The organism is Candidatus Bealeia paramacronuclearis (assembly GCF_035607555.1).
In the GTDB taxonomy this organism is placed as follows: Bacteria; Pseudomonadota; Alphaproteobacteria; order UBA9655; family UBA9655; genus Bealeia; species Bealeia paramacronuclearis.
In genome coordinates, this window is record NZ_JAVHWZ010000001.1 from 309,888 (window position 1) to 334,051 (window position 24,164).

The following is a 24,164-nucleotide window of genomic DNA, read 5'->3' on the forward strand; positions in this document are numbered from 1 at the left end:
AGATTAAGCCTCGCCCACCGTATCAATCATTGCGGCAAAAGCAGCATCTCGCGGCGATTTTCCACCCCACAAAACAAACTGAAGGGCAGGATAAAATCGATCACATTCCAAAAGGGCTGCCTCTAAAACGTCTTCCAATTGCTCAGGAGACAGTCCCGCACTCCCGCGCAGAGTCAAATTATATCGGAAGCAAGGATAATCCTCATCCAAAGGAATTTCGAAATGGCCCATCCACACGCGGGGGTTAACTGTGGCAATTAATTCTTCAACGGCTTCGCGATAGGTGTCTGGAATTTTAGCTTCAATCACGCAACTGGTGACAAGGCATTCCTGATCTTCGCGCCAGATGAAATAAAGACGATAAGCACACCAACGCCCATCAAGCTCGCACATCAGGCTTTCTTCCGCCATGCGCTCGAACTCCCACTCCCGCGCAGAGAGAGCATCTTCAATCAAATTTAAAGGATGAACATAATGGGAGGAAAAATCTTTAAGGGCAAGTTTCATGGGGAGGAGCCTTTATCATCAATGATATCTCAGAAGCTAACAAATTTCATGAGAATTGCAAGGATATTCAGAAGAACGGCTAAGCCTGTACATACCAAGAACTTTCTTGAGAGGCTGAATTCACGAGCGATTGGTTTATTATCCTTAATATCGGGCTTAAGGTGTGAAATTAAGACCGTTTTCGCGCTTGTATTCGAACGGAGAGTTGTGCTCCTGATTCAATTGCGGTCACGAGATCTCTGTTTGATTTCAGGAGAATGTCCCTCAAATTTGGCTCAATCACACTCGCGAATTTTCTTTTGTGATCTGAAGACTCCAAAAGTGCTCCCAAATTTTTAACATAGCCGAGATAAACGTCGCTTTCGTTTTCAAAAATAACATCTTGAAATCCACAATCCTCAAGAATTTTTTCATAAGACGTCTGCGTTTCTTTGGATGAAATCTCACCAGAGGCCCGCATTTCATTTTGAGGTCCCCGAATTTCGGGAACAATCCAATCGATCAAACAGAGCTGTGCTCCAGGCTTTAAGACGGGATAAATTTTTTGAAAAAGTGATTTTTTATCGGACACATGGGTGAGAACGCCTTTACTGTAAACCATATCAATGCATTCATCAGAAATGGGGATCAACCCCTCCTCAGTATAGGTTACAAAATTGACGTGATCTTTAATATTTGCAGGTGTGTGATTTTGCCCGTATTCGGCCATCCATGGGTGAATTTCAAGCCCCGTGACATGGGCCCCATACTTCTGCGCTAAATAATTGGCCATGCCCCCAATTCCCGATCCAACGTCCAGGAGTTTTTTTCCTAAGAGTGGGAGCCCCTCAAACATCCGATCCACGGCCTCATATCCGCCCAATGAAATAAGCCCCGAACCATACATTGCCTCATATAAGGGCACATTTGCGGGAGAGTAGATTTCTTGAGTCATTAATATTTCCAATCAGTCAGGTTTACGGCTTTGTTAAGATATTCGACTTCTGCTTGGGTTGGTACATAATTCACATGGGCAATGGAAGGATAATCCCAAAACCTTTGAGTAGATATTCGGCACGACTGATATGCCATTTTTAAAAATTTAAGATCAGATTTGGAAATACCTGAATGCGTTTTCTCATCCTCCTCAGACAACATGTGATTATGAGGCACATCAAACGCAGCTAATCTCTCACAAAGCATAGTTCCAATTCCATCCGTAAAACCTCCGACACCAGCGCCGGGAACGCCGCATAAATCATGATAGCTGTATAGATGATCTACAACACTTTGTATCATTCTTGCTGGAGTTACCTTTGAAAAATTATCAACGGTGTCTAATCTCCTCATACCTTCTGTTTTATTGCCGGAGTAATAAGGAGTCTTCATTTCTCAGGGGTATAAAAGTACTTTTTAGAACTTAAAAAACAAAGAGTCAAAAAGTATCAATTAAAATTTTGAGAGTATTCATAAAAAGATAGATATGAGCTATTCTTTATCCTTGGAATAAGAAAGGGGAAGAGATGGTTGCGTGCAAAAGATGTGGAGGCAATAACAGTGTTAAGAACGGTTTTGTCAGGAGACATCAGCGCTACAAGTGCCGGGAGTGTTTGCTGAATTTCGTTGAGGGCGACCAGCGAAAAAAGCCACAAACGGCCGTCAAGAAAGCCCTTTGCGTGATCCTTTATAGTCTTGGAAAGGCCTCATTTTCCATGCTGGGAAAAATATTAGGACATTCGCCTTCTCTTATGTATCGATGGATTGTGGAGGCGATGGATCAGGTGAGAGAGCCCATCATTTCAGAAGGTATTCAAGAAATGGAGTTTGATGAAATGTGGCATTTTTTGGGTTCAAAAAAACAAAATTTGGATCCTCAAAGCTGTTGATCGTGGGACCCGGAGAACTGTGGCCTGGGTTACAGGGAGTCGTGATACTGCAACATTCCAAAGGCTCTATGACAAAGTCAGTCACCTAAAAACATGTCATTTTTATACAGATAATTGGGATGCTTTTTCGAAGGTTTTACCTCAAGAGCGTCACACGATTGGAAAGTCGGGAACGGTGTGCATTGAACGCGATAATAGCAATACAGCCATCACCTTGGTCGCATGACCCGACGCACCAAGGTCGTTTCGAAAAAAGAATCCATGGTTTATGGGTCTATCCTGCTCTGGTGCGCCCTAACCTCTCCCGAAATCTTTCATCACTACCAGAAAACCCTCTTGCCTATCTTTAGGTGAATACTCTCAAATTTTATATGTTTTTTATCTATCTGGGTTGACTATGACGTTGCAAAATATAGCCTGCAATCATCACACCGATGGCAACAAATGTGATGATGATAGTGGCCAAGGCATTGATCTCAGGACTCATTCCGTAGCGCACGCTTGAGAAAATGACCATGGGCAAAGTGGAAGATCCCGGTCCTGCCACAAAGCTTGCAATCACAAGATCATCCAAAGATAAAACAAAAGCCAAAAGCCAACCCGAAATAAGTGCAGGCGAAATAATGGGCAATGTGATTGCAAAAAAAACCTTAAGTGGCTTTGCCCCCAAATCAAGGGCCGCTTCCTCAAGAGTAGGATCCATTTCGCTTAAGCGTGTTCGCACAATGATGGCGACATAAGCCAAGCATAAAGTGGTGTGGGCAATGGTGATTGTGGTAATCCCCCGGGACGGCCATCCAAAGGTTTGATCAAGGGTCACAAACAAAAGCAAAAGCGCAAGACCTGTAATGACTTCTGGCATGACAAGAGGCGCTGCTGTTAAAATAGAAAAAAGACCGCGCCCTCGAAAACGCTCCCATCGCACGAGTCCAACAGCTGACAATGTACCCAAAACCACCGCAAAAAAGGCGCTTAAAAAAGCGACTTTCAAACTCAATCCTGCAGCGTCGAGAAGAATCTGATTTTGCAAAAGCGATTCATACCATTTCAACGAAAAAGATGTCCAGACGGTTACCTGTTTTGAGTCATTGAAAGAAAAGATCACAAGAGAGATAATGGGTAAATATAAAAAGCTATAACCCAAAACCATAATCACCCGAATGGGCCAAGACCGCTTAGTCCTCATGATGTTGCTCCGTTTGCCTTTCTTGAAGCTTTTGGAAAAGTGCAATGGGGATGACCAAAAGGATCAACATCAAAACAGCAATGGCAGAGGCTACTGGCCAATCGCGGTTATTGAAAAATTCATTCCATAGCAATTTTCCGATCATAAGCGTTTGCGTACCCCCCAAAAGTTCGGGAATGACAAACTCGCCCACAGCGGGAATTAAAACCAACATGCACCCTGTAAAAACGCCGGGCAAAGACAAGGGTAGAATAATTTTCAAAAAAACTTTCCAAGGACGAGCGCCCAAATCAAAAGCCGCCTCAATAAGCGTATCATCGATTTTCTCAAGGGCAACATAAAGCGGCAAAATCATGAAGGGAAGGTAGCAATAAACAATGCCTAAAACGACGGTTCCCGTATTGTAAAGAAGAGGTAGAGGATCCGCGATCCACCCCAAAGACAAAAGTGTATTATTAATGATGCCCTTAGGGCTTAAAATTCCAATCCACGCATAAACACGCAGTAAAAATGAGGTCCAGAAGGGGAGAAGGACGAGCATCAAATAAAAAATGTGGTGCTGTCGGGGCTGCTTGGCAATGGCATAAGCCAAGGGGTACCCCACAATGAGCGCCCCCAAAGTGCCCAAAGAGGCAATTCCCAATGACTTTAAATAGACCTTATAATAAAGATCGTCAGAGGCAATAAAAAGATAGGATGAAAGGTTGATTTTGAGTTCTAAAACTGTCTCAGATACCCAAGTGAGAATAGGATCATAGGGGGGAATCCCAATTTTGAAATTGGAAAGACTTATTTTAAAGACGATAAAAAAAGGAATGAGAAAAAATAAGCTCACCCAAAGATAGGGGGAAATTACAACCCAAAGTATCGACCATTTTTTGGAAACAAGCTTTCCCACAGCGACCTCAAGAAACCAAAACGATGCTGTTTTCAGCGCGCCAATACAAGTAAACCTCGTCGTCCCAAGTCACCGTTCGCTCGGCCAAACGCACGAGATTGGGCATAGTTGCCAAGACAATTTTTCCCGAATCCAATTCCACGTGATAAATGGAAACATCCCCCAAATAAGCAATATCTTTGACGATACCTTTGGTAACATTGCGCACGATATCAGGCTCATTCAGCGAAATCATGACCTTTTCAGGACGAATAGCAACCAGAACTTGCGATCCTTGCGGAACGTCTGCACCGTGGCCTACATAAAGCTCACGGCCCGCTTCTTCGGATTCCACAACGACATGATTTTTGGCGGATTCTAAAACGATCCCCTCAAAGAGATTCATCATTCCGATAAAGTCGGCCACATATTCGGAATTGGGATATTCATAAATTTCATTGGGAGTTCCCAATTGGCGTAATCTTCCGTGATCCATAATTCCCATGCGCGAGGACATGGTCATGGCCTCTTCCTGATCGTGGGTGACCATAATAAAAGTGACCCCCACTTGCTCTTGAATGTTCACCAATTCAAATTGAGTTTGATCTCGAAGTTTTTTATCGAGGGCCGCCAAAGGCTCATCCAGAAGAATAAGCTTAGGTTGTTTGACCAAACATCTGGCCAAGGCCACCCGTTGACGTTGTCCACCGGAAAGTTGATTTGGTTTGCGCTTGGCGAATTTCCCCATTTGCACCAAATGAAGAGCATCGATGACTTTTTCTTGAATTTCTTTTGTACCAATACGTTCTTGTTTTAATCCAAAAGCCACATTTTGCTCAACGGTCATATGGGGAAAAAGGGCGTAGGATTGAAACATCATATTAACGGGACGATCATAAGGCGGCCTATGTGTCACATCCACACCATCAATATAAATCCGGCCAGATGAAGGCATTTCAAATCCCGCGAGCATTCTTAAAAGCGTGGTCTTCCCACAGCCTGAAGGCCCCAAAAGGGAGAAGAATTCCCCCTGATAAATCGAGAGACTGACATTATCAACAGCAGTCACGCCACCAAAATCTTTCGAGACCCCCTCAATTTCAATATAGGGTTTGGATTTGGGATCTTGCCAAGGCTCGAGATGAATGCGTTTGGTTTTGGGGTAAGCTGCCATTTTATTGTCCTGTTTTCACGCGAATCCATTCCCGAGAGCGTGAACGCTCAAATTGGGGTGGATGGATTTTATCAACAAATAATCTTTTGCGCACTTCTTTTGACGGATAAATCACGGGATCTTTAACAATGTCCTGATCCATGAACTTTTTGGAATTGGGAATCGCATTGGCTGTAAAAAGCGCATTTGAGATTCGCGCGATAATTTCGGGCCTGAGGAGAAAATCAATTAACTGATGTGCCTCTTGAATATGGGGGGCATTTTGAGGAACGGCAAAGGCATCAATCCACAAGTTGGACCCTTCCTGAGGAATCACATAATCAATCTCATCTCCGCCGATTTCCCGGGCCCTCTCGCGTGCCTGAAGCATTTCTCCAGACCAACCCTGAACAACGCAAGCTTCCCCATTTAAAAGATCTTGCATGCCTTGAGTCCCATGAAATTTAAAAATATAGTGACGAACTTTCATGACATTTTGAGAGGCGAATTTAAGATCTTCCAAATTGTCACTATTGGGATCTTTCCCCAAATAGGCAAGAATGGCGGAAAATACATCCACAGGGGAATCAATAAGCTCCAATCCACACGCATTAAGGTCTTTTGCAATTTCGGGGTCAAACAAAAGCGCCCATGTAGAAAGATTTTGGTCAGGAAGAAGCTTTTCTACTTTTGAGACATTCAGGCCAATTCCTGTGGTGCCCCACAAATAAGGAATTCCAAATTGATTTTTAGGATCGGCCGTACTCATTTTTTTCAAAAGATCGGCATCTAAATGAGCGTAATTCCTGAGGGACGTTTTGTTTAAAGGTTGATAAATCCCGGTTTGAATTTGACGATCTAAATAAGGCCAGACGGTAACACCCACCACATCATACCCAGAATCTCCGGTCAAAAGCTTAGCTTCCATGAGCTCTGCACTATCATAAACATCATAATGCACTTGAATTCCAGTTTCAGCTTCAAACTCTTTGAGGATATTTTGTGGAATACCTTCCGCCCAATTTAAAACGTTGACATGTTTTTTTTCAGACGCCACAAGATTTTGTGTGCCTAAAGATAAAAAAGCAAAAATTATAAAGAGTGTGTTAATAATTTTGTGAAACATTGCATGGAGTATCCTTTCAAAGGATTAAAAAGTTATTCCATCATAAAACGGGGAGACTATTGCTGCAAGTGAATTTATGATAAAATCATCAAAAAAGAATTAATAAAATGGAAAAAACCCAAATTCAATTTTTAACTTCTGGGCGATCAGGGCTCAAATCTCGAATGATGTCCTGGGTTGCGACCGTCATGACAGGTATTGTGTGTATTACACTTTTGGCCTCGCTTTACCATTCTTTTAAAACAGATTTAGAAAGCCTTGTGACACAAGGGCACCAGCTCGTCTCCATTCAATCCACATCTGTGGCCGAACCCCTTTGGAATCTCAATACACAGCAAGTAGATCTTTATCTTTCTGCCAATGCCAAAAACCCTGACTTTAAAAATGCTGTCGTCAAAGACCAGGAAGGAAAAGTTATTTCTCAGTATGGAAAATTAGACGTTTCCGAAGATGATTTAAAATTTGAAGGGGACATCATTTATAGGGGAGGAGATAAACCTCAAAAAATTGGCAGTCTATTTTTAACTCTTACGAAAGAGGGAATTATCGCCCGTGAAAAAACAGAATTTATAATTTCTGTTTTTGCGTTTTTGATACTTTTAAGTGCTACTATGGCAACCGTTTATTTCAGCCTTCAGCGCATCATTATGTCCCCTTTAAACGAAGTCTTGGATGTGATTGAAGCGGTCGCTAATGGGGATCTCAGCCGCCAAATTCCTTTAAGACGGGATGATGAGTTGGGTCGACTTTCTCTCTCGTTCAATAAAATGACCCAAAGGCTCAATCGTATTTATAAAGCTTTTGAAGCGCGCACCCATGCGCTTGAAACCATGAATGAGGAACTAACGCTCGCCCGGGAAGACGCTGAAACCGCCAACAAAACCAAAAGTCAGTTTTTGGCCAATATGAGCCATGAACTCAGACCCCCCCTCAATGCCATTATTGGTTATAGCGAAATTTTAAAAGAAGACCTCATAGATATGGGACAAGACAGCCTTTGCGAGGACCTTGATAAAATTATTCAAGCTGGAAAACATTTGCTTGAAATTATTAGCGACATTCTGGATCTCTCGAAAATTGAGGCTGGAAAAATGGAGTTGCATTATGAGAATTTTGATGTTCAAGCTTTGATCCAAGGCGTTGAGGCCATCATCAAGCCGTTGACTTCCAAGCGCAATAATACCCTTTTGATGGACTGCTCCAAAGATTTAGGTATTATGAACGCCGACATGACTAAGGTGCGTCAGAATATTTTCAACCTCCTTTCAAATGCGACGAAATTTACTGAAAATGGCGTCATCACCCTTACTGCAAAACGATTTGAAATCCAGGATGAAGATTGGATTGAATTTCAGGTTTCAGACACAGGAATTGGGCTCACTCAAGAGCAAATGGGAAAGCTCTTCCAAGCATTCAAACAAGCTGATTCTTCAACCACCCGAAAATATGGGGGCACAGGTTTGGGGTTGGCTATCACCAAGCGCTTTTGCAATATGATGGGGGGAGACATCACCGTTGAAAGCCAGTACGGAATGGGTTCCATCTTCACCATTGTTTTGCCCGCCTCACCCTTAAAATCAAATGAGAAGATGGATCTTGAGGAAGAAGACCTTGCAAAAAGAGCTTAAATATTCCCCAACTCTTTCATGACATCCTCAATCTCAACATTGTGAAATTGACACCAGTCCGAAAGAATTTTCAAATCCCAATCCTGAGGCACCCCATGGTACCCATTTTTGAGTTCTGTGTCCAAGAGCAAATCAATTGCTGAATTGTGTGCATGAAAAATCGCCTCAAGATATTTCATAGGCGTGGGTTCAGGCGTCCCAAAATTTACCGGCGATTTATGGTTGAGGATTTGAGCGGACTCAAATTGATCTCCCCATTCATCTTCAGCGCCGATATTGGCAAGATATTTTACGCATCTAAAATCATTTGCCGTAAAGTACTTTGAGATAAATCCGAGAATAGCCGTTGCTGTAACCACAGCAAATGAATTTTGAATGGCGTCCAAAATCTTTTCTCTCGCCTCAAAAGAAATACCGCGAATGCCACGTTTTTGAGCGTACGCGAGGCGATCAAAATCAACATCCACAACAGTAACATAAGCGCCACTTTCTTTTAAAAAATGAGCTACCCCTTGCCCCACTTTTCCGTATCCAAAAATGAGAAATTCTTGAGACGCCACACTTTCATTCGCAAACTGAGAAAATCCATTTAAAAATCCTGATCCTGTACCATAAAACGTCTCAAGTCCTTTAAGACGACTATCATCAACAGAGATAACTTTGTAACTTTGAGGATTGAGTACTTTGTAAATATTGGTCCCCGATTGGGTCAACTCAACAGCACCCAATCGGGGCGTAAGTCGCCCTGCAAAAACAGCAGAGCAATCTAAAATTACATCGAAATCATCTGAGATGTTATTATGATCCACAATCAATGGAACGCCTTCGTTGTAAAGAATTTCTTCCGCCAAAGGTTGCGTTTGAGGACGGAGGAAGGGAACACATGTCACCGTGACGTCCGCCCCTGCCATCAACAACAATTGAATCTTACAAGTCGCATCCAACGAAAGAGGAGTATTGTGAAGAATCTTAAGTCCTCGATAGGGCTTCTCGTTCAAAAATCGCTCTCGATCCCGCAACAAAAAGGGAATTGCGCCCGGATTATAATGATCCCAAGCCTCTTGAAAGCGTAATGTGTTTGATTTTAAAATTGCGGTCATGACTCACTCAATTGTAATAGATTCCTATGCCGTCAGAGGAGCAGTCTTTGTGTTTGGGCATAAAGTAATAGCAAGTCGTTCCCACTAAACCCAGCATAAAACCTAAAGCCCTGTAAGGACGTTGGTCAATGTAGTCACGGGCTCTGATTTGTGTTTTAAAAAAGCTCATTTCAAGTTGATACCACTCACGCACATTATAAGGTTCTGCGCGTCCAAATTTTTGTTCTAAAGCGGGAAGACAGAATTGAGCTTGATCAAAATCGAGTAGATCGGGGAATGTTTTCACAAGCTTCATCCCGGTCTCGATTTTTGCTTTTGTATCCTCCTCAAGATCCTCTTTTTCAATCGGCCATCGGGCTAAAAATGAAAATATGTCTGAAATACCACGGAATTTAACAAATTCTTGAATTGTACTTTCGGATTGAAAATAGTCCGATGGTAAATGCTGCACTATCTTTTTTGTGGCACGGATGATTTGTTCTTGCATCGGCGTGACGGCGTCTTTAAAATCGACGTCCCCTTGGTAGCTCAGCCAAAACGAATTAAGCTTCTGTACAGAATCTTCATTAAGATTATCAAGTTCCCATGAGATTTGCGTACGTCGTCCGCCTTGGGCATTTTCTGACGCAAAAACTAAAACAAGCCCGATAACAAAAGATCCGAAGAAATTTTTTGATGTCATTTTAGCTCCCTCTTTTTTGAAAGCTTACCTGAAATCAAAAATGATTCAATGGTGTTGTCCGGAGACTCTCTTTAGTGAGAGCCTCCATAAATTGAGAAATTATTGAGGAATTACGGGCAAATGAGCAACTTTCAGAAGAGGGCGACCCTCAAAAGTTTCTTTAATCTTGCCGCCGTGTGATCCATCTGTTTCACCTTCTGTTGCAACGCAAGCATACGCCAAAATATTTCCTCCAGCTTGATGAACAAGAGAAGATGCCGCTTTCACTGTGGCACCTGTAGAGAAAACATCATCAAAAATAATTACGTTTTTCCCTTCAAGGGTTTGGGCTTGATCTTCGCGCATATAGAGCGTCTTAGGTGTTGGGCTCGTAATAGGTGTATAAGTCACTTTTTTGAAATCGCCCGACTTATTGGAGCCACGAAAGATCACAAGTGATACATCCGGATTCTTTTCCTGAATATGTTTTGCAAAAATGGCGCCCATGGCATTGGCCTTGTCTCCAGGCACCACAATGGCATCTACCTTTTCGAGGATTCCCCGAGATTGAAGCTGCGTATAAAGAGCCTTTGTTGATTCTTGAATTAAATGGAGATTGTCTGCAAAATCGTAAACATAGGCGATTTTGACAGGCGCATCCGCGCTAAGCTTTTTAATATCGTAGGTTTTTTCAAAAGTCCCAACCTTCAATTTAAATTTATTATCACAATCGCAGGCGTGAAGAGCGGATATCGTTAACAATAAAGAAATTAAAAACGCTATAAGTTTCATAATTATTTCTCCGTTTTAATTATTTTCTTAAAATCGCCTCTTCGATAAGGCGACGCATTTCTTCAACACCATAAAGGGCAATGAAGGATCCCATACGGGGGCCCTCGTCTTGACCAAGAAGAATCTGGTAAAGACACAAGAACCACTCGCGAAGATTTGTGTAATTGTGGCGTTTTCCCACCTCAAAAACGAGAGCTTGAAGGGCTTCTGCATCAGGAGACACATCCTTGAGGCTTTTATGAAGGTCCTCAAGGGCCTCCTTTTCGATATCTGTGGGGGCGCGATAGTGCTTGTTGGGTTTGACAAAGTCTCTGTAATAAATGAGCGCATACTCAACCAATCGATCCAAAAGCGGCATCTTTGGAGGTGTGGCTTCGGACGCATAACGGGAAATAAATCCCCACAAAACGGCCTTGTCTTCCGTATTGCAAACAGAGGCCAAATTTAAAAGGATCCCAAATGTCAAAGGTAGTTCGACTTGAGGGGGATGGCCTTGATGAATGTGCCACACTGGATTATTCAAGCGTTGCTCGGGGGTTTGGGTTTCATACGCATTTAAAAAGTTCACATAATCGTCAACCTGGCGGGGGATCACATCAAAATACAGGCGTTTGGCTTTACGGGGCGATTGATACATGTAATACGCCAAACTTTCCTGAGGCGCATACTTAAGCCAATCTTCAATAGAAAGACCATTGCCTTTGGACTTTGAGATCTTGGTACCTTGTTGGTCCAAAAAAAGCTCATAGTTAAAGCCTTCTGGGGGTTCCTTTCCAAGAACACGGCAAATGCGACTTGAGAGTTTAACCGAATCAATGAGGTCTTTCCCTGACATTTCATAGTTCACATCAAAAGCGGCCCAACGCATGCCCCAATCTGCCTTCCATTGGAGTTTACAATGCCCACCCGTAACAGGAGATTCTACTTTTTTGCCATCTTCATCTTCGAACACGATCGTGCCGCGCTCAGGATGACGTTCTAAAATAGGCACTTGAAGAACACGACCTGAAAGAGGACTTACGGGCAAAAAGGGGCTATAGGTCGCACGTCTTTCGGGCCCCAAAGTGGGAAGAATAATATTGATGATTTCTTCATAGTGCTCGAGAACTTTTTGTAGCATCACATCAAACGTGCCTGCTTTGTACTGCTCGGAGGAGCTGATGAATTCATAGTCAAATCCAAAAGAGTCTAAAAAGGCCTTCAATCGTGCATTATTGTGATGCCCAAAACTTTGGTGGGTTCCAAAAGGATCAGGAATTTGCGTGAGAGGTTTTCCCAAATGAGGCGCAATGATGTCTTTATTGGGGATATTATCAGGCACTTTTCTCAGCCCATCCATATCATCCGAGACTGCATAAAGACGCGTTGGAATGTCAGACAAAAGAGAAAAGGCATGGCGCACCATTGTAGTGCGCGCAACTTCACCAAATGTTCCAATATGAGGAAGTCCTGAAGGTCCATACCCCGTTTCAAAAAGAATATATCCTTTGGAAGGAACCTCTCCTTTGAGCTTTTCAAGGATTTTTTTAGCCTCTTCAAAAGGCCAAGATTGGGAGGTTTCAGCGACGTGGCGAAGGTGATCTCGTGTCATAATGTCATCTCAATTTAACTGATTTTCGAGAAAATAAACGTACCCTAGTCAAGTATCATAGAGAATACGCACGAGGAAAGTTATTTTTATTTAAAAGCGGACGAAATATCCAAAAATAGTTTCCCAAAAAGAGGGCGGAGTGTTTTCGTGAACTTTTACAATCTGCGCCTCATTGAAAAAACTCATTGCGATTTTGCTCAGGGGTTTGTCGGGGGATGGATTGAGAATTTCGATAATCCTTGAAATACTGCTTTTGACTATAACACGAGTTACGCAGTTTGCAGGAGAAGAGAGAAGAGATAAGGTGAGAGGGAATATTTATTAAATGAGAAGAAATGATGTCTCGACACAAATGCACAAAATCACTTTATCGTTCATTTTTACAAGCCAGCAGTGTGCGCTATTCAGGGTTGGCACTTTCGGAGGTGTCACCGATTCCATTGTCGCATGACAGCGTCAATCGATGGTTGAGTTCTAGTGCATTGCGTCCGAGCGGAGTGTGGAATCTTACTCAATCTCTTATTAACAAGAAAGAACCTTGTTTTTTAGTATGTGACGATACAATTTTGGATAAAAATCGGAGCGAGAAGATAGAGCTTGTGCATTATCAGTATTCTGGGAATGCCCATGATGTTATTGCGGGGATAGGTCTTGTCAATTTGGTATGGCATGGCCTGAGGAGTCATGACTCTATTCCTGTTGATTATCGTATTTATGATAAAGCCAGCGATGGCAAAAGCAAGAATGACCATTTCAGGGAAATGTTAAAGCTGGCTCAAGACAGAGGGATAAATCCGGATGACGTGGTTGCAGACGCTTGGTACTCGAGCTTGAATAATCTGAAGGCCATTGAATCCATAGGCTGGACATGGGTGATGGGGTTGAAGAAAAACAGGAAAGTGAATCGTGGAGAAACTCTTGAAAAGCTGGACATTCCAGATGAAGGACTGAAAGTTCACTTACGCGGATATGGATGGATTACTGTTTTCCGGTTTGTTGCCAAAAACGGTCGCACGGATTATATCGGAACCAATAGGGATAATCCCTCTCGTGATCATATTGAACTGGTCATGAAATCGCGTTGGAAAATCGAAGTTTATCATCGGGAATTAAAGCAAACATGCGGTCTTGAACGCTGTCAGTCTCGCACGGGACGAGCCCAAAGAAATCATATATTTCTTGCCATTTCGGCTTGGATTCAAAGATTTAAAAGACGACTTGCTGGAGGCTTCTCTTTTTATCAGCAGCAGTGGGATGTTATTAAGCATGATATCTCTAGAGAAATAACAAAACTCATGTCTTTCGCTTAGATTCCCACCCTTTTGCTGCAAACTGCGTAACTCGTGTATAAGCGTATTATGATCTAAATGTGCAAATTTTTCTGGACACCAATTTTCTATTTTTTGAGAAAGCACTGAGGCACTGGCCCAATTCTTTTTTAATTCTGAAAGATAAGTGTCAAGCTCCTCTTTCGTTGCACAGGAAAGAGGCGTCTTGTGATCATCCTTCCAGGTTTGCAACTGGTTTCTAAGCTGAGGAAGGTGTTGAGAGATCACCTTCTTTGTTGCCGAAAACAAAAGGTTGGGCTCAGCTGTTTCAATTCTTAAAGTTTGTTCGTCAATTACAGCATATTGTTGTTGCACATCTCTTTTAAACTTTGCATAGGCCGATTTAAATGATTCAGGATCCAAAGGAGTTGCCAAAAGCGAATCCAGAGCTATCACAAAGAAAAAAACAAGGCCCCAAAAACATTTCATGCAAATTATATTTTTTGGAATGTTCATTTTTCCCCAAATATTTTTTCGTTATTTAACTTTGAAATTAGTATTAAGTCAATACAATTAATATATTGCTAATTTTTAATAAAATTAAATTTTAAAAATAGACTTTCAGGATCTTTTCCTTGTTTTGAATTAAAGTTATTATGAGTCATTATAAAAACGCAAATGAGACACACATGTTTCCTAAACCTAAAAATCCTTGTTTTTCTTCCGGGCCCACGGCCAAACGTCCAGGATGGTCTATTCAAGCACTCGAAGACGTTTTGGTAGGAAGATCACATCGCGCAAAAGTCGCCTTAAAGCGCATCCAAGAAGTGATCGATTTAACGCGTGAAGTTCTCCAAATCCCACAAGATTATTATGTGGGGATTGTGCCCGGATCCTGTACAGGGGCTATGGAGATGGCCCTTTGGAATCTTTTGGGACCTCAACCTGTGGACGCTTATGCGTGGGATGTTTTTGGAAAATTGTGGGTCGATGATGTGAAGGATCAATTGAAATTAAAGAGCACAAGAACGTTCATTGAAACACAAGGCCGAATGCCTCCTTTTCAAGATGATGAACCCTTTCGAGATATTGTTCTCACCTGGAATGGCACGACGACGGGCGCGTGGATTCCTGATTTGAACTGGCTTCAAAATGACAGGTCGGGCCTTGTCATTGCGGATACGACTTCTGCTCTTTTGGCAATAGAAGTGGAATGGAAAAAACTCGATGCCGCGGCCTTTTCCTGGCAAAAAGGTTTGGGAGGGGAAGCCGCCCATGGAATTCTCGTTCTAAGTCCCAAAGCGATTGCGCGTTTGGAGTCTTATACCCCCCCTTGGCCAATGCCAAGGCTTTTGCGCCTTAAAAAAGACGGCATCTTTTTGAAAAGCATTTTTGAGGGGCAAACTTTGAACACGCCATCCCTCCTTTGTATTGAAGACGCGCGGGATGCCCTTTTGTGGTGTCAATCTCAAGGTGGACTTCCCGCTTTGGTGGAACGTTCTCAAAAGAATCTCAAGGTTGTGTCTAATTGGGTAGCACAAACCCCTTGGGTTGACTTCTTGGTGAAAAATCCAAAATTTCGAAGTTCGTCCTCTATTACGCTTGATCTCATTGATGTGCCTGAATCACTGAAATGGGATGTCATTCATGGAATTCGGGATGCGTTGGATGCTGAAAATGTCGCCTATGATATTAATGGTCATATTCTTTCAAGTCCTTGTCTAAGACTCTGGGGAGGGCCCATGATAGACTCACAAGATATGGAAAAAATTCTGCCGTGGATAGACCGGGCATACAAAAAAGTTATCAACGAAATCAAAAAGTAAAATACATTTAATACCTTTTTAATTTCCCCTTAGGGGGATCTTAACCTCTTTTTGCTAGCCTCTTATGTGACAGGTGAGGTGATCAATGACAAAGGTATTTTATTTATCAATATTCTTCATAATCACAACCTCAAGTTTAGGGGCGTACGTACCTGAATGCCCTTACTTTAATAATAAAAAATCCTGCCTTCAGGCGGTCGATGAAAATTATGACACCTCATTTGAATATATCCGTGAAGACTATTTTGAAGACAGCATAAGCCCCCTTATTGAAGCGGCTCTCGACATTAAAAAACTCGAGTCCTTAGCCTGTGAGAAGACGTGTTATAATTGAAACACAACTACTTACGCCCAAAGAGTTTTTCGACATCGGAAAGTTTGAGCTCCACGTAAGTGGGGCGACCATGGTTGCATTGGGCAGAATAAGCGGTGGATTCCATTTGGCGCAACAGCGCATTCATTTCTTCGATTTGCATACGGCGACCTGCGCGCACGCTACCATGACACGCCATGGAAGAACAGACCGCATCAAGACGGTCTTGTAAGGAAAGAGCCTCTCCTAATTCAGAAAGTTCATCGGCCAAATCTTGAAGAAGAGATTTGGGGTTGATCTCTCCCAAGGCTGCAGGAATTTCGCGCACGAGAAGAGATTGGTCTCCCAAAGCTTCAATCCCAAGACCACAAGCGCCAAGATCATTTTTCAGCGTTAAAAGACGAGCGCAATCAGCCTCTTTCAATTCGACCACTTCGGGAATCAAAAGCATTTGCCGGGGCACGTTTTGCGTCATGCGCGCGGCTTTTAACGATTCATAAACCAGCCGCTCGTGGGCTGCGTGTTGATCAACAATAACAATGCCCGAAGGGGTTTCTGAAATAATATAGGTACTATGCAATTGGGCACGGGCTTGACCTAAAGGACCATATTGAATTTGAGGGGTTGGAGTTTCTTCATAAGTCGATTCATTTTCTGAGAGGTGAGAATAAACTGGCACTTCAAAGGGCGCCACAAGGCTTTGAGACGGAGGTGTAAAAGCGGGCCTATGAGATGCAGCTAAATGTAACTTGCCTTGATTGAGCGGTAACATTGGGGGCCTCAGGGCAGCAATGGCAACCTGTGCTGTATGAGAAGAGGCACGTTGACTTTCCCCATGAATCCCATGGCGGATGGCGCTGATCATCAAACTCCTCACTTTTTGGACATCTTGAAAACGGACTTCAGTTTTAGCGGGGTGGACATTCATATCCACAGCCTCAGGCGGTAATGTCAGAAAAAGGGCCACCAAGGGATGACGATCTCGTGCCAAAACATCTTGGTATGCAGCTTTAATCACCCCCATCAAAACGCGATCTTTAACGGGGCGTTGGTTCACAAAAAGATACTGATGGTTCGCGGTTGCCCGATGATATGTGGGCAAAGAAACATAACCTTTTACGACATAACCATCGCGCTCCAAATCGAGAGGAATAGAATTTTCCATAAATTCTCCACCCATAATCTCTTGAAGGCGATCCATGAGATTTTTTTGCGCTCGATAATTAAAAATAACCCGCTGATCATCTTTTAAAGAAAGCCCCACCTGTGGATGAGCCATCGCCAAACGATCCAGACTTTCTCGAATGGCTTGAAGTTCGGTTGTAGTGGCTCGTAAGAATTTAAGGCGTGCTGGGGTTGCATAAAAAAGATCACGCACTTCAATGAGGGTTCCCGAAAGCCTTTGTGCGGGTTTAAGCGGAGATTTCGTACCCCCTTCAATAGAAAATGTCCAAGCGTCTTGAGCGCCTTCGTAAAGGCTCGTGATGTGAAGACGACTCACCGATCCAATAGAAGGTAATGCTTCCCCTCGGAATCCCAAGGTCGAAATCTGGAATAAATTGCTGTCTTTGAGCTTTGATGTGGCATGACGCTCAACCGCCAATTGCAGTTCTTCCTCCGTCATTCCACATCCATTATCACTTACCGAAATATAGCTTTTCCCCCCATCGCGAACGATCACATCAATTTGTGTGGCACCGGCATCAATTGAATTTTCCACCAATTCTTTAATTGCCGAAAAAGGGCGTTCAATCACCTCGCCTGCGGCAATTTGATTGATGAGATGGGGTTCAAGAAGACGGATACGTGAGGTCATGCAGCTAAAATCTGACGTGTAAGTTCTTTTCCGTGCTCAACGGCGGGCTGATCAAACGCATTCACATCCAAAAGATCAGCGGTGACAATGGTTTCAATCATAAAGTGCATTAAAAGTGAGCCCAAACTTGTTTCGTTTAAAGTCTCCAAATGGACCACACGAAGGGGGCATCCTCGAGATGCCAAAGTCTCAATAGTGGCCTCTTGTTCGGCGACAATCAAATCCCCCATGGTCTTTCCTTCAAACAAGGGGATGCCTTCGACTTTCCATCCCAAACCTTTTTGAGACGTTGTGATAATGGTGAAGAATTTATCCTGAGGACCATCCAAGTATAGTTGAAGTTGGCTGTGTTGATCAACAGTACCTAAAGATTCAATCGGTGTGAACCCCTTGGTCTCTTTTCCTAAACTTTCTGCCCACAATTGCTTCCACCAAAAGGCAAAAGGCAAAAGTCGATCACAATAGGGCATGAGAACATGATTGGGCTTGTCCAATTTAAGATGACAATAACTTGCCACAAAGGCAGGACCTGATACATCCGCCTCATGAGCTTCAAGTGCTTTTTGTGCGCCCTCTAAAAGGGCAGAAACATCAACTCCAGAAATTAAGGCGGGAAGCAGCCCTACAACTGAAAAACAAGAAAAACGTCCCCCAATATCTTGAGGATGATCCAAAATTGTTACACCCCAAGATTCTCCTAATTTTCGCAAAGGATTGGGCGTAGGCTCTGTAATCATGACGACATTGGAAAGAATAGCATTTCCCCAAACGGCTTTGAGGGTCAATGTTTGCATTAAAGTTTCAACTGTAGATCCTGATTTTGAGACAATCACAATTCCCGTGGTTTTGGGGTTGAGGCGCACAAAAAGTCTTTCAAAAGTATCTGGATCCACATTATCCATAAAATGAATCCGAGCGGAGGGAGCTTTGGAAAGAGCACACAATGTTTTAGCGCCAAGGCTCGACCCCCCTGTTCCACAAATGAGCACATCTTGAAAGCGACTTTGAAAATCTTTGGCAATGACCTCAAGAGATTTTAAATGATTACGTTCATAAACAGACCTCAGGGGTGCATAAGATTGAGAATCAAAGTCAAGACTTTGTGTTCCCGTGGGAACCTTCACATTGCGATAAGTGGTTTGATAAAGCATGAGTCTTATTTCCTAAGGTTAACAAATGAGGAACCTCTATTGTCATCCCCGCGCAGGAGGGGGTCCATAAACAAATAGAAAAACTGGCTGCCGTGCTGAGTGGGCGCTTATAATGATGGCCTCTTAAGACCCTGGAGTTTTTGGCGTATAAGGCGAAGTAGGGATACCTTTTTTCTGCAATTCTTCAGCTTCTTCATAAGCTTTCAAAGCACTGCCACGCTTCTTTTCTTTTACGCGCAATCTTTCAAGTAAGGTTTCGTCCATGTCTTCAATGCGGGATTCTGTATCAATTTCTGTGCGAATGGAATCTTGGCCGGGCGCCGCTCCTGCCATATTCAAAAGAGCGGATTCCCCTTGGGACATGCCCGGAGTACGTGGAGCAGCTTTGCCGGTTAATCCTTTAAGCACTTTTTCTGACGTAGACATATCTTGAGGACGTGCAGCACCTGGTTGAGGCGTGGGAAGAACGCGAAAATCAGGTGGCATATCAAGAGGGGCTTCTGAAGGCGTTACGGCAAATTCGTCTGGCGAATGACGATCAAGCCCCAATGTTCTTTTGACGCCCGAACATCCCTCAAGGATCATTCCCAAAACTAAAAGTGCACCAATTGATGAAAGTGATAACTTATTCACGATATTCCCCTTTAAATGAATGCAAAAATATCAAAGCAACTCCTATTGTAATGGCGGTGTCTGCTACATTAAACGCGGGCCAATGCAACGCTTCCCAGTGGAAATCTAAAAAATCAACCACCGCACCATAGCGGAATCGATCAATAATATTACCGATTGCGCCTCCCATCACAAGCCCCAAAGAGATGTATAAGAATTTCTCTCGCGTTTTAAAAAGCCAAACCAAAATCCCTGTTACAATTAAACTCGTAAGGCCAATTAAAAACCAAACGCCCTCAGGTGATCCGGCTTGAAAAAGGCTAAAACTCACCCCGCGATTTAGAGCTAAAACAATATTAAAATAAGAGGTAATTTTAAGAACAAAAGGGGGATTCATAATATCCGTGATCATCCACCATTTCGTTGCTTGGTCCAAAATCATGACGATACCCGCAATGATAAAGGCGAGTATGGGGATACGATTAAGCAGCACGTTGATCATAAGCGCTTACCGCCTCCTCGCACCGTTGGCATAAATTGGGGTGATTTTGACTTTTTCCAACTTCAGGCAAAACCTTCCAGCACCGCGCACACTTCTCACCGGAAGCTGGGGAAACAACGACATGAATGCCTTTAACTTCCTCTAATTGAAATGCATTTGAAGGGATGTTTTGGACGTGGAATGTCAGACTAGAAACAATGGAAAGTTCAGCCATGTCGGCGTCCTGCAATTTTTCCTTCCAAGATTCATCCAAATAAACATCCACGTGCGCAGCAAGGCTTGAGCCAATCATTTTCTCATTGCGTGCAATTTCAAGGGCGCCCGTAAGAACCCTCCGCGCCTCCCGAAAGATCGCTAACTTTCCCGACAATTCAGGATTTAACCAAGATTGAGGAAGCTCAGTAAAAAGCTCTTCGTGAATACTGGTTTCAATATGAGGGTGACGGACGTGCCATGCCTCTTCTGCGGTAAAACTAATGACGGGGGCAAGCCAACGAATAAGGGATTCAAAGATTTGGTCAAAGGTCCATAAGACACCCTGACGCAAAGCGCCTTCCGGATCATCGCAATAAAGAGCATCTTTGCGGATGTCAAAATAAAAGGCCGAAAGGTCAACGGAACAGAAATGATGAATCTCTGAGTATAGGCCCAAGAAATCATAGGCAAAGGTGGATTCCCGAACCTTGAGATCTATTTCTTTCAAGCGATGCAGAACCCATTTTTCCAAAGTCGGTAATGAGGATGCGTCAAAAGAAGATGGAGGTATATACCCTTCCAACGCTCCCAAAAGATAGCGGAACGTATTTCTGTAACGCCTGTAAATATCTTCTTGGCGCTTGAGAATTTCAGGCCCAATGCGCATATCATCGCCATAATCGATTCCAACCACCCACAACCGCAAAACGTCAATTCCCATTTTGTCCCCAATTTCTTGAGGAGCAATAACGTTGCCTTTGGATTTTGACATTTTTTCCCCGTCTTCATACATCAAGAATCCGTGGGTCAAAACTTCCTTGAAAGGTGCTTTTCCATAAAGCCCCGTTGAGACCAAGAGTGATGTTTGAAACCATCCGCGGTGCTGGTCAGAGCCTTCTAAATAAAGGTCTGCTGGCCATCCCAATTCAGGACGCGCTTTTAGAACAAAGCTAGAAGTTGCCGCCGAATCAAACCATACATCTAAAATATCCCGAATTTGTTCGTAATCCTCTGCGTTGTATTTCTCTCCCAGAAAAACTTGAGGATCTTCTTCAAACCAGACAACACTACCTTTTTCGGCAATGGCTTTTAGAATTCTATTTTTAACATCTAAATCTTGGAGGGGCTCACCCGTTTCTTTATGCACAAAAAGCGCAATAGGAACACCCCAAGTCCGCTGCCGCGAAACGCACCAATCGGGTCGACCTTCCACCATAGAACGAATTCGATTAATGGAGGACTCTGGGTGCCATTTTACGTCTTGAATAGCTGCAACTGCTTTTTCACGAAGTCCGTGTTTTTCCATGCTGATGAACCACTGTGGTGTGGTGCGATAAATCAATGGCGTTTTGGAGCGCCAGGAATGGGGATAACTGTGGAGGATTTTATCTTCATTCAAAAGAGCCCCCATTTCTTTGAGTTTTTCAATCACAGGTCCATTGGCCTTGTAAACATGAAGTCCTGCAAAAAGGGGCACATGAGCGTAATAAGTACCGTCTTCACTGACCGTTCGAGGGAGCTCAAGTCCAAAGACTTTTCCAACGCTAAAGTCCTCAATACCATGGCCTGGGGCCGTGTGGACAAGTCCCGTCCCCGCATCCGCCATCACATGACTTCCAGGCAAAAGAGGGACATCAAAATCGTAGCCCTGCCCTTGGAAAGGATGGTGCGCAATGGTGCCCTCAAGCTCTTCACCAGAAATCGTCTCCAAGACTTTATAAGATCTAACGCCGATGTTTTTGGTGACATCTTCAAGAAGGTCTTGTGCAATAAGAATTTTCAGCTCTTTCTGAGATAAACGTCCATCTTCCACATCAAGAATTTCAAGAAGCACATACATCATCTCAGGGGAGTAGGCAATCGCGCGGTTTCCAGGCAAGGTCCATGGCGTTGTTGTCCAAATAACCGCACATGTGCCCTTCAAATGAGCAATGGGTGAGGACTCAATGGGAAAAGCTACATAAATGGAGGAAGAGGTATGATCTTTGTATTCGACCTCTGCTTCCGCCAACGCGGTCTTTTCAACCACAGACCACATGACGGGTTTTTCACCACGATAAAGATCACCTTTTTCTAAAAAGTCCCAGAGAAGTCCAGCAATGTGGGATTCGGAAGAATAGTCCATCGTCAAATACGGATTATCCCAATCTGCTAGAACACCAAGACGTTTGGAGTCACGTCTTTGATCATCCACCCATTTAGAGGCAAAGGCACGGCATTCTTTCAAAAATTGAGGTAACGGCACCTCATCCTTATTCATTCCCTTTTCCCGATAAGCTTTTTCAACTTCGGATTCAATAGGAAGACCGTGGCAATCCCAGCCCGGCACAAAGGGTGTCAGATATCCCAATTTGTAATGAGTTTTTAAAACGATGTCTTTTAAAATTCTATTGAGCGCATGGCCTGTATGAAGCTTTCCATTGGCATAAGGGGGGCCATCATGAAGCACAAATTTGGGACGCCCTTGAGCTTTTTTTTGAAGCTTTTCGTAAAGCTTATCCTTCTCCCATTTTTCCAAAATCTGAGGTTCTTTTTGAGGAAGGTCTCCCTTCATAGGAAAAGCAGTTTTGGGCAAAAAGATGGTGGGACGATAATCTCGGGTCATGGTTTCACGTGATCTTTTGGTGAGAAATTCAACTCTCTCTCTTCTGCCATTTTCTCACCCCTCCGTCAAAGGGATTTATAAGAGTCCGATTTTTCAAAACGTGTCTGAGGTATTACAGTTCAGACTTTTGGTGAAGATAAAACATTTAAACGATGAACCACAAACAAAAGGCCAAAACTGAGAACAATCCAAGAAAGTATCCAAATGTGCCACGCGCTATGGCTCATATTGCAAATGACAAGGGTCAAAATAGCCATGGCATTAGCGGAGGCAAGGGTTACCTTATTGTGAAATGTCAGTCTAAACAATTTGAAGATCGAAAGAATAAAAAGAGAATAAAGAATTCCGCCAGGAATTCCTAATTCCAAAAACACTTGAAGGGGATTGTTATGGGGATGAAGTGGTAGATTATTGATTGCAAAAGGATTCCCCCCAAAATATTGATAAAATATTTTTAAATATTGACCTTCACTTAGGGGGAGATCTTTAAATGCAAAATCATTTCCTCCTGGAAAGTTTTTAGAAGCCCCCAATCCCCACCCCAAAAGAGGTTTTTCAACAATTTTAAGACTTACAAAATTCCAGATTAACAAACGATGATAAAGACTTGTTAAGGAGTCCTTCATATAAACAAGAAGTCTTTGAGGATTGGCTAAAAGAAAGTAGGAGAAAAGGGGTGAGAGAAGGATAAATAGAAAACTTCCGTACTTTAAAAGCTTTGAAGTGAGATCCGATTTATATAAGGTAAGCAGAAAAACGCCTCCCCCTAAAACAAACCCGATAAAAGCGGATTTTGCATCAGAATTTTTCATCACATAAAGGGCAAAAAGAAAATAAATCCCCATAAAAACATAATTGTATAATTTTTTAGTTTGCCATAAAAAACAAAATGTTGGAAAAAACATCAAAGCAAAAAAATAAGCCAGCGGCTTTTCGATGACAATTCCACGGATTTTGATAAAGATATAAAATCCAATGATTCCACATAATGCAAAAATGCAAAAATAAACTATTTTTTTCAGCTGTTCTTTCTCTAAGTTTTTAAGGGTGGAGAAGAGAACTGTTCCGAAAAATCCGATCAAGAGAATTTTGTACCAAGTATCTGCCCCATTTTCAAAATTAGTCGTCCAAAATAAAGTGATTCCTGCCCACACCCAAAGGCTTAGGAAAAGCTGAAGAGGAACAGTTAAAAACAGCGAATAGAAATCTTTTGTGATACTTTTTTTGCAAAGTAAAAACAGAGAAATAGCGGCAATTCCAATATAAAGCGCTGCAAATTTATGAAATATCATACTAATTAAAAATAAAAAAGCCAAAGCTCCCCAATTAAAAAAATCTTTAGGGATTTGAGAAATTTTTGTTTTAATCAAGTGCAATGAATTCATTTTTA

23 protein-coding genes are annotated in these 24,164 nt (G+C 42.8%); 6 read left to right on the forward strand and 17 right to left on the reverse strand.

The annotated features are described in order from the left end of the window. Positions 1–3 precede the first annotated feature (3 nt). The 3 genes from Bealeia2_RS01585 to Bealeia2_RS01595 form a co-directional block, all read right to left on the reverse strand. Positions 4–507 carry a type III secretion system chaperone family protein gene (locus Bealeia2_RS01585; protein WP_331255412.1) on the reverse strand — a complete coding sequence of 168 codons (504 nt, stop codon included), beginning with the start codon at positions 505–507 and terminating at the stop codon, positions 4–6. Positions 508–676: 169 nt separating this feature from the next. Next, the gene (locus Bealeia2_RS01590) at positions 677–1,441 is read right to left on the reverse strand and encodes a methyltransferase domain-containing protein (RefSeq protein WP_331255413.1); all 765 of its coding nucleotides are present in this window, start codon (positions 1,439–1,441) and stop codon (positions 677–679) included. Beyond that, complete coding sequence (locus Bealeia2_RS01595; RefSeq protein WP_331255414.1) at positions 1,441–1,875, reverse strand: hypothetical protein; 435 nt, start codon at positions 1,873–1,875, stop codon at positions 1,441–1,443. Before Bealeia2_RS01595 ends, Bealeia2_RS01590 begins: the two co-directional genes overlap by 1 nt. 134 nt (positions 1,876–2,009) lie before the next feature. Here Bealeia2_RS01595 and Bealeia2_RS01600 point away from each other — a divergent pair, with 134 nt between their 5' ends. Continuing rightward, positions 2,010–2,372 (forward strand): IS1/IS1595 family N-terminal zinc-binding domain-containing protein, encoded by a 363-nt coding sequence (locus Bealeia2_RS01600; RefSeq protein WP_462346296.1) that lies wholly within the window; start codon positions 2,010–2,012, stop codon positions 2,370–2,372. A 19-nt stretch (positions 2,373–2,391) separates the two neighbouring features. Beyond that, on the forward strand, positions 2,392–2,598 hold the full coding sequence (locus Bealeia2_RS01605) for an IS1 family transposase (protein WP_331255416.1): 207 nt from the start codon (positions 2,392–2,394) through the stop codon (positions 2,596–2,598). Positions 2,599–2,754: 156 nt separating this feature from the next. On the opposite strand, the gene Bealeia2_RS01610 is transcribed toward Bealeia2_RS01605, so the two are convergent. From Bealeia2_RS01610 to Bealeia2_RS01625, 4 genes are all read right to left on the reverse strand, one after another. Then, positions 2,755–3,558, reverse strand: coding sequence for an ABC transporter permease subunit (locus Bealeia2_RS01610; protein WP_331255417.1), 804 nt, complete (start codon positions 3,556–3,558; stop codon positions 2,755–2,757). Then, entirely contained in the window at positions 3,548–4,393 is an 846-nt protein-coding gene (locus Bealeia2_RS01615; RefSeq protein WP_331255418.1) for an ABC transporter permease subunit, read from the reverse strand. Before Bealeia2_RS01615 ends, Bealeia2_RS01610 begins: the two co-directional genes overlap by 11 nt. A gap of 70 nt (positions 4,394–4,463) precedes the next feature. Further along, entirely contained in the window at positions 4,464–5,609 is a 1,146-nt protein-coding gene (locus tag Bealeia2_RS01620) for an ABC transporter ATP-binding protein (protein ID WP_331255419.1), read from the reverse strand. Between the two features lies 1 nt (position 5,610). Beyond that, the gene (locus Bealeia2_RS01625; RefSeq protein WP_331255420.1) at positions 5,611–6,714 is read right to left on the reverse strand and encodes an extracellular solute-binding protein; all 1,104 of its coding nucleotides are present in this window, start codon (positions 6,712–6,714) and stop codon (positions 5,611–5,613) included. A gap of 107 nt (positions 6,715–6,821) precedes the next feature. Between Bealeia2_RS01625 and Bealeia2_RS01630 the strand changes: the two genes are divergently transcribed. Further along, a complete protein-coding gene (locus Bealeia2_RS01630) occupies positions 6,822–8,342 on the forward strand; it encodes a sensor histidine kinase (RefSeq protein WP_331255421.1) in 1,521 nt (506 codons plus the stop codon). On the opposite strand, the gene Bealeia2_RS01635 is transcribed toward Bealeia2_RS01630, so the two are convergent. The 4 genes from Bealeia2_RS01635 to Bealeia2_RS01650 all read right to left on the reverse strand — a co-directional run bounded on the left by Bealeia2_RS01635 (position 8,339) and on the right by Bealeia2_RS01650 (position 12,486). Beyond that, on the reverse strand, positions 8,339–9,442 hold the full coding sequence (locus tag Bealeia2_RS01635; RefSeq protein ID WP_331255422.1) for an NAD-binding protein: 1,104 nt from the start codon (positions 9,440–9,442) through the stop codon (positions 8,339–8,341). The genes Bealeia2_RS01630 and Bealeia2_RS01635 overlap by 4 nt on opposite strands. Before the next feature lie 7 nt (positions 9,443–9,449). Next, positions 9,450–10,124: a hypothetical protein gene (locus Bealeia2_RS01640; protein WP_331255423.1), complete on the reverse strand. Its 675-nt coding sequence runs from the start codon at positions 10,122–10,124 to the stop codon at positions 9,450–9,452. 99 nt (positions 10,125–10,223) lie between these two features. Further along, positions 10,224–10,895: a phosphoribosyltransferase family protein gene (locus tag Bealeia2_RS01645; protein ID WP_331255424.1), complete on the reverse strand. Its 672-nt coding sequence runs from the start codon at positions 10,893–10,895 to the stop codon at positions 10,224–10,226. A 19-nt stretch (positions 10,896–10,914) separates the two neighbouring features. Next, positions 10,915–12,486 carry a lysine--tRNA ligase gene (locus Bealeia2_RS01650; protein ID WP_331255425.1) on the reverse strand — a complete coding sequence of 524 codons (1,572 nt, stop codon included), beginning with the start codon at positions 12,484–12,486 and terminating at the stop codon, positions 10,915–10,917. A 338-nt stretch (positions 12,487–12,824) separates the two neighbouring features. Between Bealeia2_RS01650 and Bealeia2_RS01655 the strand changes: the two genes are divergently transcribed. The 3 genes from Bealeia2_RS01655 (at position 12,825) to Bealeia2_RS01665 (ending at position 15,914) form a co-directional block, all read left to right on the forward strand. Continuing rightward, positions 12,825–13,796 (forward strand): IS701 family transposase, encoded by a 972-nt coding sequence (locus Bealeia2_RS01655; protein WP_422388038.1) that lies wholly within the window; start codon positions 12,825–12,827, stop codon positions 13,794–13,796. 647 nt (positions 13,797–14,443) lie between these two features. Further along, positions 14,444–15,580 carry a phosphoserine transaminase gene (locus Bealeia2_RS01660; protein ID WP_331255426.1) on the forward strand — a complete coding sequence of 379 codons (1,137 nt, stop codon included), beginning with the start codon at positions 14,444–14,446 and terminating at the stop codon, positions 15,578–15,580. 85 nt (positions 15,581–15,665) lie between these two features. Next, a complete protein-coding gene (locus Bealeia2_RS01665; RefSeq protein ID WP_331255427.1) occupies positions 15,666–15,914 on the forward strand; it encodes a hypothetical protein in 249 nt (82 codons plus the stop codon). A 7-nt stretch (positions 15,915–15,921) separates the two neighbouring features. Here the strand turns inward: Bealeia2_RS01665 and mutL are convergent, their stop codons facing one another. From mutL to Bealeia2_RS01695, 6 genes are all read right to left on the reverse strand, one after another. Continuing rightward, positions 15,922–17,709: a DNA mismatch repair endonuclease MutL gene (gene mutL, locus Bealeia2_RS01670; protein ID WP_331255428.1), complete on the reverse strand. Its 1,788-nt coding sequence runs from the start codon at positions 17,707–17,709 to the stop codon at positions 15,922–15,924. After that, positions 17,706–18,860, reverse strand: a complete 1,155-nt coding sequence (locus Bealeia2_RS01675; protein WP_331255429.1) for a hypothetical protein — start codon at positions 18,858–18,860, stop codon at positions 17,706–17,708. The genes mutL and Bealeia2_RS01675 overlap by 4 nt, the downstream gene beginning before the upstream one ends. A gap of 123 nt (positions 18,861–18,983) precedes the next feature. After that, a complete protein-coding gene (locus Bealeia2_RS01680) occupies positions 18,984–19,493 on the reverse strand; it encodes a DUF3035 domain-containing protein (protein ID WP_331255430.1) in 510 nt (169 codons plus the stop codon). Continuing rightward, a complete protein-coding gene (gene lspA / locus Bealeia2_RS01685) occupies positions 19,486–19,974 on the reverse strand; it encodes a signal peptidase II (protein ID WP_331255431.1) in 489 nt (162 codons plus the stop codon). The genes Bealeia2_RS01680 and lspA overlap by 8 nt, the downstream gene beginning before the upstream one ends. Then, positions 19,955–22,723 (reverse strand): isoleucine--tRNA ligase, encoded by a 2,769-nt coding sequence (ileS, locus tag Bealeia2_RS01690; RefSeq protein ID WP_331255432.1) that lies wholly within the window; start codon positions 22,721–22,723, stop codon positions 19,955–19,957. Before ileS ends, lspA begins: the two co-directional genes overlap by 20 nt. Positions 22,724–22,893: 170 nt before the next feature. Continuing rightward, positions 22,894–24,159, reverse strand: coding sequence for an O-antigen ligase family protein (locus tag Bealeia2_RS01695; RefSeq protein ID WP_331255433.1), 1,266 nt, complete (start codon positions 24,157–24,159; stop codon positions 22,894–22,896). Between the last annotated feature and the right edge of the window lie 5 nt (positions 24,160–24,164).